This window comes from Pseudokineococcus sp. 5B2Z-1, from assembly GCF_037482305.1.
GTDB lineage: Bacteria > Actinomycetota > Actinomycetes > Actinomycetales > Quadrisphaeraceae > Pseudokineococcus.
On sequence record NZ_JBBHZG010000002.1, the window covers coordinates 808,162 to 824,903 of the forward strand.

The 16,742-nt window shown below is 76.8% G+C and carries 13 protein-coding genes and 3 pseudogenes; 9 read left to right on the plus strand and 7 right to left on the minus strand.

The window, feature by feature from the left end; all coding sequences use genetic code 11:
* Both WDV85_RS07810 and WDV85_RS07815 read left to right on the plus strand, forming a co-directional pair.
* Positions 1–194: pseudogene (locus WDV85_RS07810) on the plus strand (molecular chaperone DnaJ); the annotation flags it as partial.
* 232 nt (positions 195–426) lie between these two features.
* Entirely contained in the window at positions 427–2,925 is a 2,499-nt protein-coding gene (locus WDV85_RS07815; protein WP_339570098.1) for an ATP-dependent Clp protease ATP-binding subunit, read from the plus strand.
* Between the two features lie 152 nt (positions 2,926–3,077).
* On the opposite strand, the gene WDV85_RS07820 is transcribed toward WDV85_RS07815, so the two are convergent.
* Positions 3,078–3,821 carry a DUF305 domain-containing protein gene (locus tag WDV85_RS07820; RefSeq protein ID WP_339570099.1) on the minus strand — a complete coding sequence of 248 codons (744 nt, stop codon included), beginning with the start codon at positions 3,819–3,821 and terminating at the stop codon, positions 3,078–3,080.
* Positions 3,822–4,012: 191 nt separating this feature from the next.
* On the opposite strand from WDV85_RS07820, the gene WDV85_RS07825 reads away from it, so the two are divergent.
* The 3 genes and pseudogenes from WDV85_RS07825 to WDV85_RS07835 form a co-directional block, all read left to right on the plus strand.
* On the plus strand, positions 4,013–5,521 hold the full coding sequence (locus WDV85_RS07825; protein WP_445263215.1) for an LVIVD repeat-containing protein: 1,509 nt from the start codon (positions 4,013–4,015) through the stop codon (positions 5,519–5,521).
* Positions 5,522–5,667: 146 nt separating this feature from the next.
* Complete coding sequence (locus WDV85_RS07830; protein ID WP_339570101.1) at positions 5,668–5,997, plus strand: hypothetical protein; 330 nt, start codon at positions 5,668–5,670, stop codon at positions 5,995–5,997.
* Positions 5,994–6,515 (plus strand): annotated as a pseudogene (locus WDV85_RS07835) (amino-acid N-acetyltransferase); the annotation flags it as partial. The gene WDV85_RS07830 and the pseudogene WDV85_RS07835, both read left to right, overlap by 4 nt.
* Here WDV85_RS07835 and WDV85_RS07840 read toward each other — a convergent pair.
* From WDV85_RS07840 to WDV85_RS07855, 4 genes are all read right to left on the minus strand, one after another.
* Positions 6,509–7,486 (minus strand): A/G-specific adenine glycosylase, encoded by a 978-nt coding sequence (locus WDV85_RS07840; RefSeq protein ID WP_339570102.1) that lies wholly within the window; start codon positions 7,484–7,486, stop codon positions 6,509–6,511. The pseudogene WDV85_RS07835 and the gene WDV85_RS07840 sit on opposite strands and share 7 nt — an antisense overlap.
* A gap of 62 nt (positions 7,487–7,548) precedes the next feature.
* Positions 7,549–8,628, minus strand: a complete 1,080-nt coding sequence (gene disA, locus WDV85_RS07845; RefSeq protein ID WP_171204361.1) for a DNA integrity scanning diadenylate cyclase DisA — start codon at positions 8,626–8,628, stop codon at positions 7,549–7,551.
* 238 nt (positions 8,629–8,866) lie between these two features.
* The gene (radA, locus tag WDV85_RS07850; protein ID WP_339570103.1) at positions 8,867–10,312 is read right to left on the minus strand and encodes a DNA repair protein RadA; all 1,446 of its coding nucleotides are present in this window, start codon (positions 10,310–10,312) and stop codon (positions 8,867–8,869) included.
* Between the two features lie 10 nt (positions 10,313–10,322).
* Entirely contained in the window at positions 10,323–11,252 is a 930-nt protein-coding gene (locus WDV85_RS07855; RefSeq protein ID WP_339570104.1) for a class I SAM-dependent methyltransferase, read from the minus strand.
* A gap of 35 nt (positions 11,253–11,287) precedes the next feature.
* Between WDV85_RS07855 and WDV85_RS07860 the strand changes: the two genes are divergently transcribed.
* The 3 genes from WDV85_RS07860 to proC all read left to right on the plus strand — a co-directional run bounded on the left by WDV85_RS07860 (position 11,288) and on the right by proC (position 14,003).
* Complete coding sequence (locus WDV85_RS07860; protein WP_339570105.1) at positions 11,288–12,229, plus strand: Ppx/GppA phosphatase family protein; 942 nt, start codon at positions 11,288–11,290, stop codon at positions 12,227–12,229.
* Positions 12,230–12,316: 87 nt separating this feature from the next.
* Positions 12,317–13,123, plus strand: a complete 807-nt coding sequence (locus tag WDV85_RS07865) for a sugar phosphate isomerase/epimerase family protein (RefSeq protein WP_339570106.1) — start codon at positions 12,317–12,319, stop codon at positions 13,121–13,123.
* 64 nt (positions 13,124–13,187) lie between these two features.
* Entirely contained in the window at positions 13,188–14,003 is an 816-nt protein-coding gene (proC, locus tag WDV85_RS07870; RefSeq protein ID WP_339570107.1) for a pyrroline-5-carboxylate reductase, read from the plus strand.
* Here the strand turns inward: proC and WDV85_RS17105 are convergent.
* Positions 13,898–14,908 (minus strand): annotated as a pseudogene (locus WDV85_RS17105) (EamA family transporter); the annotation flags it as partial. The gene proC and the pseudogene WDV85_RS17105 sit on opposite strands and share 106 nt — an antisense overlap.
* A gap of 91 nt (positions 14,909–14,999) precedes the next feature.
* Here WDV85_RS17105 and WDV85_RS07880 point away from each other — a divergent pair.
* Positions 15,000–15,908 carry a LysR family transcriptional regulator gene (locus WDV85_RS07880; protein WP_339570108.1) on the plus strand — a complete coding sequence of 303 codons (909 nt, stop codon included), beginning with the start codon at positions 15,000–15,002 and terminating at the stop codon, positions 15,906–15,908.
* A 37-nt stretch (positions 15,909–15,945) separates the two neighbouring features.
* Here WDV85_RS07880 and WDV85_RS07885 read toward each other — a convergent pair whose 3' ends face one another.
* Positions 15,946–16,719: a sulfite exporter TauE/SafE family protein gene (locus WDV85_RS07885; RefSeq protein WP_339570109.1), complete on the minus strand. Its 774-nt coding sequence runs from the start codon at positions 16,717–16,719 to the stop codon at positions 15,946–15,948.
* Between the last annotated feature and the right edge of the window lie 23 nt (positions 16,720–16,742).

Consider the following 16,742-nt stretch of genomic DNA (forward strand, 5'->3'; position numbering starts at 1 on the left):
CGGCCCAGCTCGGCCGGTCCGACGAGCCGGACGAGGAGCGCCGGCGGGCGGCGCAGGCGCACCGGGACGCGCACGCCGCGGCGTACGAGGTCGTCGTCGACTCCAGCGGGCGGCGCTACGTGCGCGCGCGGACGGCGGCCCCGCGGGGCCGCGGCGGGGGCACCGCCGGCGGCGGCTCGGACGAGGCCCCCTGAGGTCACCCGTCCGGGCCAGCGGGCCCGTCCGCCGTCGGCGAACGCCGGCGGCGGAACACCCCCGGCTCCGCGGGGCGTTGGGCACATCGGCAGGAGGGCGCCCGTCCGGGGCGGGCGCCCCGCCCAGGTGGTCGACCGGAGTGGCCGACCTCCGCGGGGGCTGCGGGGATAGCATCGAGCGACTCGCAGGGGGACCGCCCTCCGCCGCCAGATCGTCCGCGAGGAGCGCTGCATGTTCGAGAGGTTCACCGACCGAGCTCGTCGAGTCGTCGTCCTGGCCCAGGAAGAGGCCCGGATGCTCAACCACAACTACATCGGCACCGAGCACATCCTCCTGGGCCTCATCCACGAGGGCGAGGGCGTCGCCGCCAAGGCCCTCGAGTCGCTGGGCATCTCGCTGGACTCCGTCCGCGAGCAGGTGCAGGAGATCATCGGCCAGGGCCAGCAGGCCCCCTCGGGCCACATCCCCTTCACGCCGCGCGCGAAGAAGGTCCTCGAGCTGAGCCTGCGCGAGGCGCTGCAGCTCGGCCACAACTACATCGGCACCGAGCACATCCTGCTCGGGCTCATCCGCGAGGGCGAGGGCGTGGCCGCCCAGGTCCTCGTGAAGCTGGGCGCCGACCTCAACCGCGTCCGGCAGCAGGTGCTGCAGCTCCTGTCCGGCTACCAGGGCAAGGAGCCGGCCGCGGCCGGCGGCCCCGCCGAGGGCACGCCGTCGGGCTCCCTGGTCCTCGACCAGTTCGGGCGCAACCTCACGCAGGCGGCGCGCGAGGGCAAGCTCGACCCCGTCATCGGGCGCGCCAAGGAGATCGAGCGCGTCATGCAGGTGCTGTCGCGCCGCACGAAGAACAACCCCGTCCTCATCGGCGAGCCGGGCGTCGGCAAGACCGCCGTCGTGGAGGGCCTGGCGCAGGCCGTCCACAAGGGCGAGGTGCCGGAGACCCTCAAGGACAAGCAGCTCTACACCCTCGACCTCGGGGCCCTGGTCGCGGGCAGCCGCTACCGCGGTGACTTCGAGGAGCGCCTCAAGAAGGTGCTCAAGGAGATCCGCACCCGCGGCGACATCGTCCTGTTCATCGACGAGATCCACACCCTCGTCGGGGCGGGCGCGGCCGAGGGCGCCATCGACGCGGCGAGCATCCTCAAGCCGATGCTGGCGCGCGGCGAGCTGCAGACCATCGGCGCCACGACGCTCGACGAGTACCGCAAGCACATCGAGAAGGACTCGGCGCTCGAGCGTCGCTTCCAGCCGATCCAGGTGGCCGAGCCGACGCTGTCGCAGGCCATCGAGATCCTCAAGGGCCTGCGGGACCGCTACGAGGCGCACCACCGGGTCTCCATCACCGACGGCGCGCTGGTCGCGGCGGCGAACCTCGCCGACCGCTACGTCAACGACCGTTTCCTGCCCGACAAGGCGATCGACCTCATCGACGAGGCGGGCGCGCGCCTGCGCATCCGCCGGATGACGGCGCCGCCGGACCTGCGCGACTTCGACGAGAAGATCGCGGGCGTCCGCCGGGAGAAGGAGTCCGCGATCGACGCGCAGGACTTCGAGAAGGCCGCGTCCCTGCGCGACGACGAGAAGAAGCTGCTCGCCGCACGCGCCGAGCGCGAGAAGCAGTGGAAGGCCGGTGACATGGACGTCGTCGCCGAGGTGGACGAGGAGCTCGTCGCCGAGGTGCTGGCCATCGCCACGGGCATCCCGATCGTCAAGCTCACCGAGGAGGAGTCCAGCCGCCTGCTCAACATGGAGGCCGAGCTCCACAAGCGGGTCATCGGCCAGGAGGACGCCATCAAGGCGCTCTCCCAGGCGATCCGGCGCACCCGCGCCGGCCTCAAGGACCCCAAGCGCCCGGGCGGCTCCTTCATCTTCGCGGGCCCCACCGGCGTCGGCAAGACCGAGCTCGCCAAGGCCCTCGCGGAGTTCCTCTTCGGCGACGAGGACGCGCTCATCCAGCTCGACATGAGCGAGTTCTCCGAGAAGCACACGGTCTCGCGGCTCTTCGGCTCGCCCCCCGGGTACGTGGGCTACGAGGAGGGCGGCCAGCTCACCGAGAAGGTCCGTCGCCGTCCGTTCTCCGTCGTCCTGTTCGACGAGGTGGAGAAGGCGCACGCCGACATCTTCAACTCGCTGCTGCAGATCCTCGAGGACGGCCGCCTCACCGACAGCCAGGGCCGCACGGTGGACTTCAAGAACACCGTGATCATCATGACGACGAACCTCGGCACGAGGGACATCGCCAAGGGCCTGCAGATGGGCTTCCAGGCCGGGGGCGACCTGTCCACCGACTACGACCGGATGAAGCGCAAGGTCGGCGAGGAGCTCAAGCAGCACTTCCGCCCGGAGTTCCTCAACCGCGTCGACGACACCGTCGTCTTCCCGCAGCTCACGCAGGACGAGATCATCCAGATCGTCGACCTCATGCTGGCCCGGCTGGACGCGCGGCTGCGCGACCAGGACATGGCCATCGAGCTCACCCCGGCGGCGAAGCAGCTGCTCGCCACCCGTGGGTACGACCCCGTGCTGGGCGCCCGGCCGCTGCGCCGCACCATCCAGCGCGACATCGAGGACGCCCTCTCCGAGAAGATCCTCTACGGGGAGATCGCCTCGGGGGAGATCATCCTCGTGGACGTCGAGGGTGAGGGGCCGGCCGCCACGCTGACCTTCTCCGGCTCGCCGAAGGGCGAGGTCCCCGACGCGCCGGTGGTCGAGGCCGCCAGCACCGAGTGACCCGACCGGGCGCCCGACCACTCCTCGGGCGCCCGGGCCGCACCACCGCCGGAGGGCGGGACGCCGCGCGCGTCCCGCCCTCCGGCGCGTCCGGGCCCGACGCGCCTCCGGTGGCGAGGCGGCGCACCCGGCGCCCTGTCCCCGTCGGCGGCTCAGGCGGGGCGCAGGCCCTCGAGGTGGGCGATCTCCGCCGTCTGGACCGCCGTCATCTCGTCGGCCATCTCCCGCACCTGCAGGTCGACCCCGCCGGAGGCGTGCTCGTCGACCATCGCGAGCGCACCGCGGTGGTGGCGGACCATGAGCTCGACGAAGAGGGCGTCGAAGGCGTCGCCGTCGGCGTCGGCCAGCGCCCGGACCTCCGCGGCGCTCGCCATGCCGGCTCCTCCGTCGGCACCGCCGCCGTGGTGCTCGGCGTGGGCGTCCTCGCCCCCGCCGGTGACCTCGCCCCGGCCGCTGAGCCAGGAGCGCTCGGGCGGCACGTCGGCGCCGCGCCGCTCGAGCCACGCCACCATGACGTCGACCTCGGGCGCCTGGCCGAGGCGGATGCGCTCGGCGAGGGCGGCGACGCCGGGGTCCCCGGCGCGCCCGGGGGCCAGGCCGCTCATCTCCACGGCCTGGCGGTGGTGGGTCACCATCCCCTGCACGAAGGCGACGTCGGCCGCGGTGTAGCGGTCGCCGTCGGTCGGCGGTGCGGCGTCCTCCGGCGCGACCGTCCGGGCCGGCTCCCCGGGGAGCCCCGGCTGCAGGACCGGCACGGAGGCCTCGGCCGTGGGCGGCGCGTACGGCGCGGGGGCGGCCTCCTCGCCGGCGCTGCAGGCCGACGCGCCGACGACGACGGCGAGAGCCGCGGCCGCGAGGGCGGCGCGGCGCCGGCGGGTGGCGTCGGGAGCGAGCACGGGACCTCCGGGGCGCTCGAGGGGGGCGGCGTCCGCGGGTCGTCGTCGTCCCGCCGAGTTGCGACGGATCCTCCCACGATGTCCACCTCCGGTGGCATGCTCGCCCACTCCTGGTGGTCAGGAGTGACGCGGCGTGAGGGACGCGCCCGTCGGAGAGCGACCCGGGCGTGGGTCGGGAGGGCAGGGCGGGCATGGCGGCGAGGCGCACGAGCACAGGTCGACGAGGAGGCCCCGGGGGCGCGGCGGGGCGTTCGGTCGGGTCCGTGGCCGGGCGGGCGGTGGTGGCCGGGGCGGCCGCGGCGGCCCTCGTCGCCGGGTCGGCGGCGACGGCCCTGGCCGCGCCCGACCAGGCGCCGGCGGCGCCGTCCGTGCCGGCGGGCGAGGCGCCCACCGGGGTGGGGGAGACGGCGTCCAGCGCCAACCTGCGCCTGACGGCCAACGTCCCCAAGCAGGGCAGCTTCGCCTCGGCGAGCGCCCTCAACAGCGACCTGGCCTTCCAGGGGCAGTACGCCTACGCGGGCAACTACAACGGCTTCGCCGTGTACGACCTCTCCCGCCCGGACGCCCCGGAGCTCGTCACCCAGGTGACGTGCCTCGGCTCCCAGAACGACGTCTCCGTCTACGGCGACGTGCTCGTCCTCTCGACCGACTCCGTCCGCAGCGACGCCTCCTGCGCGTCGACCTCCGTCCCGGCGGCCTCGGCCGACGTCTGGGAGGGACTGAAGATCTTCGACATCAGCGACCCGCTGGCGCCGGAGTACGTGGCCGCCGTGAAGACGACGTGCGGCTCGCACACCAACACGCTCGTGCCCGACGAGGAGAGCGGCTCGCTGCTCGTCTACGTGAGCAGCTACGGCCCCAGCGCGGCCGCGCCGAACTGCCAGCCCCCGCACGACGCCATCTCGATCGTCGACATCCCGCTGGACGCCATGGAGGAGGCCGCCGTCGTCGACGTCCCGGTCATCTTCCCCGACGGCGGCTTCGCGGGCGTCGAGGGCACGGTCCGCCGCCCGACGAGCGGGTGCCACGACATCACGTCCTTCGTCGAGCTGGACATCGCCGCCGGTGCCTGCATGGGCGACGGCGTCATCTTCGACATCAGCGACCCGCGGGCGCCCGTCGTCACCGAGCGGGTGCAGGACGAGAACTTCGCCTTCTGGCACTCGGCGACCTTCAACAACGACGGCACGAAGGTCGTCTTCACCGACGAGCTCGGCGGCGGCGGGGCGCCGACGTGCACGGCGGAGATCGGCCCGGAGCGGGGCGCCAACGCCATCTACGACCTCGTGGACGGCGAGCTCGAGTTCGCGAGCTACTACAAGATCCCGCGCCACCAGACGGCGACGGAGAACTGCGTCGCTCACAACGGCTCGCTCCTGCCCGTCGAGGGCCGCGACGTCATGGTCCAGGCGTGGTACCAGGGCGGGATCTCGGTGTTCGACTTCACCGACTCGTCGGAGCCCCGCGAGGTGGCCTGGTTCGACCGGGGCCCGCTGTCGACCGAGACGCCGGTCATCGGCGGCTCGTGGTCGGCGTACTTCTACGACGGCCGCATCTACTCCAACGACATCCAGCAGGGCTTCGACGTCCTGCGGCTGCGGGGGTCGGCCTTCAGCCAGGCGCGCCTCGTCGAGCTCGGGCAGCTCAACCCGCAGATGCAGGGCGCGTACACCTCCTGGCGGGACAGCCGCCGCGGCTGACGCCTCCTGCCCGCACCGCGCCGCCCCGGACCGCAGCGTCGGTCCGGGGCGGCGCTGCGGCCGGGGTCCGGTGCGGCGCCGCGCGCAGCGCCGAGGAGGGCCGCGGGCGCCGGGCGGTGGCCCGGGGCTCGCACTACGGTCGGCCCATGGGCACGACCTCGCAGACGACGATCTCCTCCTCCAGCCCCCTCGCGCCCGACGTCCTCGTGCAGCGGCTCGTCCAGGCGCTGCACGGCGCGGCGGAGGTGGCCTCCAACGAGGACCGGACCACGCTCGTCTTCCCGCCGCCCGCCTCGGCCGTCGGGGACGGCCCTGTGGGGTCCGCGCACCTCCAGGCGGGCGCCGAGACGGTGGTCGTCGACTGCACCGCCCCCGACAGCGAGGAGCTGTCCCGCGTCGAGGACCTGCTGACGACGCGCCTGCGCACCGTGGACCGGGCGGCCGCGGACGCCGTCGTCTGGCGCCGGCACGAGTGACGCCGCCCGAGGGCCCCCGCCCGGCCGCCGTCCTCGTCCGCCCTGCCCGCACCTCCGACGTCCGCGCCGTGCGCGCGCTCACGGCGCCCCTCGCCGAGCGCCGGGTGCTCGTGGCCAAGGAGGCCGTCGCCTACTACGAGGGCCTGCCGGAGCTCGTCGTGGCCGAGCTCGACGGGCGCGTCGTCGGCTGCGGGGCGCTGCACGTCTTCTGGGAGGACCTCGCTGAGGTCCGCACCCTCGCCGTCGCGGACGAGGCGCGCGGCGCCGGCGTCGGCGGCCTCGTGCTCGCCGAGCTGCTGCGGCGGGCTCGCGACGTCGGCGTCGCGCGCGTCTTCTGCCTCACCTTCGAGACCCGCTTCTTCGCCGCGCACGGCTTCGAGGAGATCGAGGGCACCCCCGTGGCGCCCGAGGTCTTCGCCGAGCTGCTGCGCTCCCACGACGACGGCGTCGCCGAGTTCCTCGACCTCGCCCGGGTGAAGCCCAACACGCTCGGCAACACCCGCATGATCCGCTACCTCGAGGAGTCGGCCCGCGCGCTCGACGCGGCGCGCGGCGCCGCGTCCGGGGCCGGACCGGTCGACGGGGGACCCGCCGCCGGGCAGTCCGTCACGGGAGCGCCCGGCAGCGCGTAGGCGCCACCGGCCGCCGGGACGACGAGGCCGTCGTCGAGCAGCGAGGCGAGGCAGCGCTCGCGCTGCTCGTCCTGCGGCCAGGCCGCGGCGAGGTCATCGGCGCCCACGGCGCCCTCGGCATCGCGCAGCACGGCCAGCAGGCGGCCGCGGACCTGGCGGTCGGTGCCCTCCCAGCGCTGCGGGCGCCGGGGCGGGCCGTCGTCCGGGGGCGACCCGGCGAGGCGCCAGGCGCAGAGGTCGGCCACCGGGCACTCGGGGCAGCGCGGCGCGCGCGCCGTGCACACCAGGGCGCCCAGCTCCATGACGGCCACGGCCCAGCGCGCGGCCTCGGTGTCGGCCTCGGGCAGGAGCGCGACGGCGCGGGCGTGCTCGGCGGCCGTCAGCGCGGGGGCCGGGCGGGCCGCGCCGGCGACGAGGCGGGCGTGCACGCGGCGCACGTTGGTGTCGACGACGGCGTGGCGGCGCCCGTGGGCGAAGCTCGCCACCGCGGCCGCCGTGTAGGCGCCGACGCCGGGCAGCGCGCGCAGGTCGTCCACCTCGGCGGGCACCTCGCCGCCGTGCCGCTCGACGAGGGCCACCGCGGCGGCGTGCAGGCGCAGCGCCCGCCGCGGGTAGCCGAGCCGGTCCCACGCCCGCACCGCCTCGCCGGGCGGGTCGGCGGCCAGGGCCGCCGGGGTGGGCCAGCGCTCGAGCCACCGGCGCCAGGCGGGCAGGACCCGCGCCACCGGCGTCTGCTGCAGCATCACCTCGCTGACGAGGACGCCCCAGGCGTCCCGGTCCTCCGCGCGCCACGGCAGGTCGCGCGCGGCGACGTCGTACCAGGCGAGCACCCGCCGGTGGAGCTCCTCGGGCGCCACCGCGACCGGCTCGGTGCCCCCGTCCCCGGTGCCCTCCTGCTCCGGGCGTCGGTCGTCGGTGCTCAGACGTACCGCTCGAGGATGCTCGACTCGGCCAGGCGGGACAGGCCCTCGCGGACGGCGCGCGCCCGCTGGTCGCCGACGCCCTCGACGGCCATGAGGTCGTCGATGCCCGCGGCGAGCAGCTGCTGGAGCCCGTCGAAGTGCTGGACGAGACGCTCGACGATGGCGCCCGGCAGGCGGGGGATCTTGTGCAGCAGGCGGAAGCCCCGGGGGCTGATGGCGCTGTCGAGGTTCTCCCCGCCGCCCGTGAGCGACAGCGCCCGCGAGACGTGCGCGAGGTCGACGAGCTCGGTGGACTCCAGCCGCGCGAGGTCGGCGAGCACCTCCGGCACGGACGCCCCCAGGCGCTCGGGGTCGGTGTAGTCGCGCAGCACGAGCTCCTGGTCGGGGCCGATGCCGCCGATGAGCTCCTCGAGCTGCAGGGACAGCAGGCGCCCGTCGGAGCCGAGCTCGACGACGTACCCGGCGATCTCCTCGGAGATGCGCCGCACCATCTCCTGGCGCTGGACGACGGCGGCGACGTCGCGGACGGTGACGAGGTCCTCGATCTCCAGCGCGGACAGCGTGCCCGCGACCTCGTCGAGGCGGGACTTGTAGCGCTCGAGCGTCGCGAGCGCTTGCTCCGCGCGGCCGAGGATGGCCGCCGAGCCCTCGAGGACGAAGCGCCGGTCGGCGACGTACAGCGCCACGATGCGCATGGAGGCGCTCACGGAGATCACCGGCATGCGCGTCTGCTTGGCCACCCGCTCCGCCGTGCGGTGCCGGGTGCCCGACTCGGAGGTCTCGATCGTCGGGTCGGGCACGAGCTGCACGGCCGCGCGCAGGATCTTGCTGGCGCCCGCGTCGAGCACGATGGCGCCGTCCATCTTGGCCAGCTCGCGCAGCCGGGTGGCCGAGAAGTCGACGTCGAGGGTGAAGCCGCCGCTGCACAGGGACTCGACGACCTTGTCGTGCCCCAGCACGACGAGCGCGCCGGTGCGGCCCCGCAGGATGCGCTCGAGCCCGTCGCGCAGCTCCGTGCCGGGGGCGACGGCGGCCAGGGTCGCGAGGAGCAGCTCCTCGGGCGAGCGCTCGACCATCGTCTCCCTCAGCCCCGCGCGGTGCGGCGCGCCGGTCGGCGAGCCGCAGCGAAGGCTACCGGCGGCTCGCCCGCCGCCGGGCCGTCGACGGCGGTCGTCGCCGAGCCGTGACCCGCGGCGTCGCGGCGCCCGCACCTCGCACGTCGCTCGTCACCGCCTGCTCCCGCCGCCGGCCCCGTGCAGCTCACCGCACCGCTCGGGGCTCGCCGTCCGGGGCTCACCGTCCGGGGCTCACCGGTCACAGCTCGCCGGGGGGCGGCCGGTGGCCCCGGCCCGGGTCGCCGTCGTGGGCGGCGAAGAGCTGCAGCACGCAGGAGCGGACGTCGTCGACCTCGAGGACGCGCATCGACCCCCACGGCGGGGTGGCGCCGGGCGGCTGCACGCCGAGGGCGCCGCGGGGGACGACGGCGCGCTGCATGCCCACCCGGGCGGCCTCGGCGAGCCGCCGCTCGGTGCCGGGGACGGCGCGCACGTCGCCGGAGAGCCCCACCTCGCCGATGGCGACCGTGCCCGGCGGCAGCGCGCTGTCGAAGCAGGCCCCGGCGAGGGCGACGGCGAGGGCCAGGTCGACGCCGGGCTCGGTGGTGCGGACGCCGCCCACGGTCGCCGTGAAGACGTCGCTCGGCGTGCGCAGCAGCCCGGCGCGCGCCTGGAGGACGGCGACGGCCAGGGCCACCCGGCTGGCGTCGAGCCCCGTCGAGCGGGTCTTCGGGCTGCCGCCCGCGGCCGGCGCGACGAGCGCCTGCACCTCGAGCACCAGCGGGCGGCGCCCCTCGAGGGCCACCGCGGCGCAGGTGCCGGGGACGGGTGTCGTCGTCCGCGAGAAGAAGAGCTCGCTCGGGTCGACGAGCCCCGTGATGCCACCCTCGGACAGGTCGAAGCAGCCGACCTCGTCGGTTGGGCCGTAGCGGTTCTTCACGGCCCGCACCATGCGCAGGCGCGAGTGGCGGTCGCCCTCGAAGGTGCAGACGACGTCGACGAGGTGCTCGAGCACGCGGGGGCCCGCGACGGACCCGTCCTTGGTGACGTGGCCGACGAGCAGCGTGGCCATGCCGCGCTCCTTGGCCGTCGCGATGACGGAGGCCGCCACCTCCCGCACCTGGGTGACGCCGCCGGCGGCGCCCTCGACGGCGGCGGAGGCGACGGTCTGCACGGAGTCGACGACGAGGAGGTCGGGGGAGACGGTCTCGACGTGGGCGAGGACGGCCGCGAGGTCGTTCTCGGCCGCGAGGAAGAGCCGGGGGCGCAGCGCCCCGATGCGCTCGGCGCGCAGGCGCACCTGGGCCGCCGTCTCCTCGCCGGTGACGTAGAGCACGGTCTTCCCGGTGGTGGCGGTGCGGGCCGCGACCTCGAGCAGGAGGGTCGACTTGCCCACCCCGGGCTCGCCGGCCATGAGGACGACGGCGCCCGGCACGACGCCGCCGCCGAGCACGCGGTCGAGCTCGTCGACGCCGGTGGGGGCCGCCGAGGCCTCCTGCGCGTCGACCTCGGCGATGGGCTGGGCGGCGCGCCGCACGGCCCGGGCGGGCGCGGTGCGCGGGCCGGAGGGGGCGGCGACCTCCTCGACGGTGCCCCAGGCCTGGCACTCCCCGCAGCGGCCGACCCACTTGGCCGTGGTCCAGCCGCAGTCCGCGCAGCGGTAGGCGGAGCGCGGGGCGCGGGGGGCGGAGCTCTTGGCGGCCATGGCGGGGACGCTAGGCGCGCCCACCGACAGCGGCTCCCGCCGGGTCGTCGGCCGGGCCGGCCGCCGGGTCTGCTGGCGCGCTCCCCGGCCGCCCGGGGGTGCGCCGCCAGCGGACGGCGACGGCGTCGTCGAGCGCGGTGCCCGGGTGGGCGGCGAGCACCTCGTCGGCCAGGGCGGGCGGCAGCTCGACGCGGACGACCGCCTCGAAGGAGGCGCGGTCGGGGAAGGCCCACCGCACGTCGACGCCCCGCTCGGAGAACCCCTGCCGCCGCCAGAAGCGGCGCACGGCCGCGGCGTCGTGGCGGGGGCGGGCCCGGGAGAACCACCCGCCGAAGGTCGAGCGGCTCGCGTCGGTGTCGACGACGACCACGGCGCCGCCGGGGCGCAGCACCCGCTCCGCCTCGGCGAGGCCCGGCTCGCAGCCGGGCCCGAAGAAGTAGGCCCAGCGGGCGAGCACGACGTCGACGGAGGCGTCCGGCAGCGGCAGCGCCTGCGCCGTCCCCGCGACGACGCGCACCCGCGCCCCCGCGGGGTCGAGCGCGAGCGCGCGCCGCTGCGCCCGCTCGCGCAGCGGCGGGTGGGGCTCGACGCCGACGACCGAGCGGGCGGCGCCGCGCGCCGCGGCGGCCGCGTCCTCGCCCGGCCCCGGGTCGAGCCCCGCGAGCCGCCCGAGCATGACGCCGAGCCCGCAGCCGACGTCGACGACGTCGAGCCCCGCCCAGCCCGCCACCTCGCGCAGGACGGCGTCCACCCGGCGGTCGGGGTCCACGTGGGCGTTCTCCAGCGCGTACGCGTCGGGGTGGTACCAGGCGTTCGGGCTGGGCCTGACGCCCGGCAGGACGTCCTCCCCGGCCGCCCCGTCGGGGGCCGTGCCGTCGGGGGCCGTCCCGTCGAGGTCTGCACCGGGGCGGGCCTCGTCGGGGAGGGGGAGGGGCGGCACGTCGCGGAGCGTAGGCGGCGCTAGGTTCTCCGCCCATGCGCCTGGGGGTCCTCGACGTCGGGTCGAACACCGTGCACCTGCTCGTCGTCGACGCCCACCCCGGCGCCTCGCCCGTGCCCACGGCCTCCCACCGGCGCGTGCTGCGGCTCGCCGAGCGGCTCGACGCCGAGGGCGCCGTCCGCGAGGAGGGCGTGGCGGACCTGCTCGACGCCGTCCGCGCGGCGCGGGAGGCAGCCACCGCCGAGGGCGTCGAGGAGCTCATGGGCTTCGCCACCAGCGCCCTGCGGGAGGCGCCCAACGGCGCGGAGGTCCTCGAGCGGGTCCGCCGGGAGACCGGGGTCGCGCTCGAGGTGCTCAGCGGCGGCGCCGAGGCGCGGCTCACCTTCTTCGCGGTGCGGCGCTGGTTCGGGTGGTCGGCGGGGCGCCTGCTGGTCCTCGACATCGGCGGCGGCTCGCTCGAGATGGCCGTCGGCCGCGACGAGGACGCCGACGTCGCGCTCAGCGTGCCGCTCGGCGCGGGGCGCACGACGCGCTCGCACCTCGCGGGCGGGGCGGCGCGGCCGCGCGACGTCGCGCCGCTGCGCGAGCACGCCCGCGCGGTGCTCGAGGCCTCGACCGGGCGCCTGCGCGATCAGGGCGCCTGCGACCTCGCCGTCGGCTCGAGCAAGACCTTCCGCACGCTCGGGCGCCTCACCGGCGCGGCCCCGGCGCGCGAGGGCGCCCACGTGCCGCGCTCCCTGGAGCGCGAGGCGCTGGCCGAGCTCGTGCCGCGCCTGGCCTCGCTCGGCCCCGCGGGCCGGCGCCGCCTGCCCGGCGTCTCCGAGGCGCGCGCCGGCCAGGTCGTGGCCGGCGCCGTCGTCGCGCTCGAGGCGATGCGGGTCCTCGACGTCGAGCGGCTGCAGCTCAGCCCCTGGGCGCTCCGGGAGGGCGTCATCCTCCGGCGGCTCGACGCCCTCGCGCCGCTCCTCGGGCGCTGACCGCCCGCCGGGGCCGACCGCCCGGGCAGGGAGGGGCGGGCGCGCCCCGCGGGGACGTCGGCGCGGTGCGGGCCTACTGTGGGGGCCGTGAGCGAGAACGGGACGGCCCGCCGCGGGCCCGCCGTCACCCTCTCGACCAGCTCCGTCTACCCCGGCTCCTGCGCGGACGCCTTCGAGACGGCGGCGCGCCTGGGCTACGACGGCGTCGAGGTCATGGTGTGGACCGACCCGGTGAGCCGCGACGCGGTGGCGCTGCGCCGGCTCGCCGACCACTACGGCGTCCCCGTCCTGTCCGTGCACGCGCCGACGCTCCTGCTGACGCAGGGGGTCTGGGGGCGCGACCCGTGGACGAAGCTCGAGCTGTCCGTCGAGCTGGCCCAGGACCTGGGCGCCGACGTCGTCGTCGTGCACCCGCCGTTCCGCTGGCAGCGCTCCTACGCGGCCCGCTTCGTCGAGGGGGTGCGCGAGATCTCCCAGCGGACGGGCACCACGCTGGCGGTGGAGAACATGTTCCCCTGGCGCGCGGGCTCCCGTGAGGTCGTGGCCTACGCGCCGGGCTGGGACGTCGTCGACGAGGACTACGACCAGGTGACCCTCGACGTCTCGCACGCGGCGACGTCGGGCAGCGACTCCCAGGAGCTGGCGCGCAAGCTCGCCGACCGCCTGCGCCACATCCACCTCACCGACGGCAGCGGGTCGGCCAAGGACGAGCACCTCGTCCCGGGCCGGGGCTCGCAGCCGGTCGCCGAGCTCCTCGCCGACCTGGCGGTCGGCGGCTTCACCGGCCACGTCGTCGCCGAGATCAACACCCGCCGCTCGCGGGCGCCGGGGGAGCGCCAGCGCGACCTCGCCGAGACCCTCGCCTTCGCCCGCCAGCACCTGCGCCGTCCCTGACCCCGCACCGCCCGGCCTCGCCGCGCGCAGCGGTGGGGCGGGTGCGCCGTCCTAGGGTCGGCCCATGAGCACCGCCGCGCCGAGCCGCCCCTCCGTCGCCGTCCTCGGGGTCGGCACCATGGGCGAGGCCGTCCTCGCGGGCGTGCTGCGCTCGGGCTGTGCGCCCGACGACGTCGTCGCCGTCGTGCGCCGCGACGAGCGGGCCGCCGAGCTGGCCGACCGGTACGGCGTGCGGTCCGTGCCGCTCTCCGAGGGGGCCGCCCGTGACGTCCTCGTCGTCGCCGTGAAGCCGCAGCAGCTCGACGACCTGCTCGCCTCGGCCGCGCCGCACGTGCGCCCCGGGGCGCTCGTGCTCTCGGTCGCGGCGGGCGTGCCGACGGCGCGCCTCGCCGCCGCCCTGCCCGACGGCGTCGCCGTCGTCCGCGCGATGCCCAACACGCCCGCCCTCGTCGGCGCCGGCACCACCGCGGTCTCGGCGGGGCCCGGCGCGGACGAGGAGCGGATGGCGCTCGTCGGCGAGCTGCTGCGGGGCACGGGCGACGTCGTCGTGCTGCCCGAGGCCCTGCAGGACGCCGCGACGGCCGTCTCCGGCTCGGGGCCCGCCTACGTGCTGCTGCTGCTGGAGTCGCTCGTCGAGGCGGGCGTCCACGCGGGTCTGCCGCGCGCGACGGCCTCGCGCCTGGCGACGGGGACGCTCGCCGGCACGGCGGCGCTCGTCCGTGAGAGCGGCGAGCACCCCTCGCTGCTGCGCGAGCGCGTCACCTCGCCCGGCGGCACGACGGCCGCGGGGCTGCGCCGGCTCGAGGAGCGGGGGCTGCGCGCCGCTCTGCTCGACGCCGTGGAGGCGGCGCGCGACCGGGCGCGCGCCCTCGGCGCCTGAGCTCCCGCGTCGAGGGTGGTCGGACGACGGCGGGGCGGAGCGGCGCCGACGAGGACGCCGACGACGACGACGGCGCCGAGGGCGATCTCCACCGGTGCGGTCCGGTCGCCGAGCAGGAGCCAGGAGGAGGACACGCCGGCCACGGGCACGAGCATCGAGAAGGGGGCGACGACGCCGGAGGGGTGCCGCGCCAGCAGCGTCGTCCAGACGCCCGACCCCACGAGGGTCGCGAGCAGGACGACGTAGGCCAGCCCGGCCACGGCTAGCAGCCCGGTGCGGCTCCCGGCCGCCGTGGTGAGGGCGGTCATCACCCGCTCGGGGCCCTCGACCACGAGCGAGGCGCCCGCCATCGGCAGGGGCGGGACGACGCTCATCCACAGCACGAGGTGGAGGGGGCGGGGCGGACGGGCGAGCCGGCTCGACAGGTTGCCCAGCGCCCAGCCGAGCCCGCCGGCCAGCACGAGCAGGACGGCGAGGAGGGGCGCGCCCCCGGCCGCGAAGCCGCGGTGCACGGCGATGCCCGCCAGCCCGGCGAGCGCGACGAGCACGCCGACGACGCGCCGCCGGGTGAGGCGTTCGCGCAGCAGCACCGCGCCCAGCAGGACGGTGAAGGGCGCGGAGGACTGCAGGACGATCGACGCGAGACCGGGGGGCATGCCGAGGTCCATGGCCCGGTAGAGGAACAGGAACTGCAGGACGCCGAAGCCCAGGCCGTAGCCGACGAGCCAGCGCAGGGGCACCGGCGGGCGGGGCACGAGCAGGACGGTCGGCACGGCGACGAGGGCGAAGCGCAGCGCCACCAGCAGCAGCGGGGGGAAGTGCTGGAGGGCCAGCTCGGTCGCCGGGAAGTTGAGGCCCCACAGCACCGCCACGAGGCAGGCCAGGAGCCGGTCACGAAGGGGCACTCGCGCAGACTGGGGCCCGCAGCACCGTGCAGTCCATCTCATGTTCGAGCACCGTCTTTTCAGCGGCGCTGAACGGTGCGAGGCTCCCCGTGTGGACGTCGACGCCCTCGCGGCCCTGGCCGCCGTGCGCAGCCAGGGCGGGGTCACCCGCGCCGCGGCCGTGCTGCACGTGAGCCCCTCGGCCGTGTCGCAGCGGCTCGCGGCGCTCACGCGCGCCGCGGGCACGCCCCTGACCGAGCGCGACGGCCGGGGCCTGCACCTCACGCCCGCCGGCGAGGCGCTGGCCGACGCTGCCGTCGACGTCGCCGCCGCCCTCGAGCGGGCCCGCACGGCGGCCGGGGCCGCGCTCGCCCGGCCGACGGGCGTCGTCCGCGTCTCGGCGTTCGCCAGCGGCGCCGAGCTTCTGCTGCCGGGCCTGCTCGCGCGCCTGCGTCGCCACCCCGGCGTCGAGGTGCAGTGCTCCGACGAGGACGTCGCCCTCGACGCCTTCGCCCCGCTGACCGATCGCCTGGACGTCGTCATCGCCCACCGCCCCGACGGCGAGCCCGCCTGGACGGCCCGTCCGGCGCAGGTGCGGACGACGACGCTGATGCGCGAGCCCCTCGACGTCGCCGTGCCGCTCGACCACCCGCTGGCCGACCGGGACGCCGTGAGCCCGCGCGACCTCGTCGACGAGCCGTGGATCGCCGTGCGCGAGGGCTTCCCGGTCGCGCCCGTGCTGCACGCCGTCGCCGGCCGCCACGGACCCGCGCGCATCGTGCAGCGCGTCAACGACTTCCACGTCGTCCTCGCCCTCGTCGCGGCCGGCCACGGGCTCTCCCTGCTGCCCCGCCACACGTGCGGGTCCCATCCGGGCGTCCGCCTCCTCCCCCTGACCGGCGTCCGCGCCGGCCGGCTGGTCGACGCCCTCGTGCGGCCCGACAAGGCCGAGAGGCCGCTGGTGCGCCTCGTCCTGGACGAGCTCGTCGAGCTCGCCCGCGAGGTGGTCACCGACGGCTGAGCGCGCTCGTGCCCGGGCCGCCGGGCGAGGAGGCCGGTCAGCCGGTGAGGTCGAGCAGGCTCGTGGTGGTGACGGCGGCGGCCACGAGGAGGACCACGACGGCGAAGGCCCGCCGCAGCCGCGAGCCGTCCACGCGGGAGGCGAGCCGCCCGGCGGCGAGGGACCCGGCCACGGCGGCGCCGGCGAAGACGGCGGCACGGGTCCAGTCGACGTCGGTGCCGCCGGCGTGGGCGGCGAAGCCGACGACGGCGTTGAGCAGGACGACGACGAGCGACGTCGGCACGGCGGCGACCATCGGCAGGCCGAGCAGCAGGGTGAGGGCGGGGACGAGGAGGAAGCCGCCGCCGACGCCGAAGAGCCCGGTGAGGAAGCCGACGGCCGCGCCGGCGCCGACGGCGCGGACGAGGCAGTGGCGCCAGTCGACGCCGCCGCCGGGCAGGGCGCACGAGCCGCCGGCGTGCTCGTCGGTCCTCCGCAGCATGCGGGCGCCGGCGGCGACCATGACGGCGGCGAAGCCGAGGAGGACGGCGCTCTCGGGCAGCAGGCGCCCGAGCGCGGTGCCGCCGTAGGCGGCGCCGGCGCCCGCGGCGCCCATCACCGCGGCGATGCGCCACTGGACCCGCCGCAGCCGAGGGAGGACGGCGGTGGCCGACGCGGCGCCGACGACGACCAGGGAGACGGGGATCGCCTGGGACAGCGGGAGCCCGGCGACGTAGACGAGGACGGGGACGGCGAGGATCGACCCACCGCTGCCGAGCAGGCCCAGCAGGACCCCGACGGCCAGGCCGAGGACGACGAGCAGGGCGGTCACCGCGCGCCGCCCCGGCGGGCGCG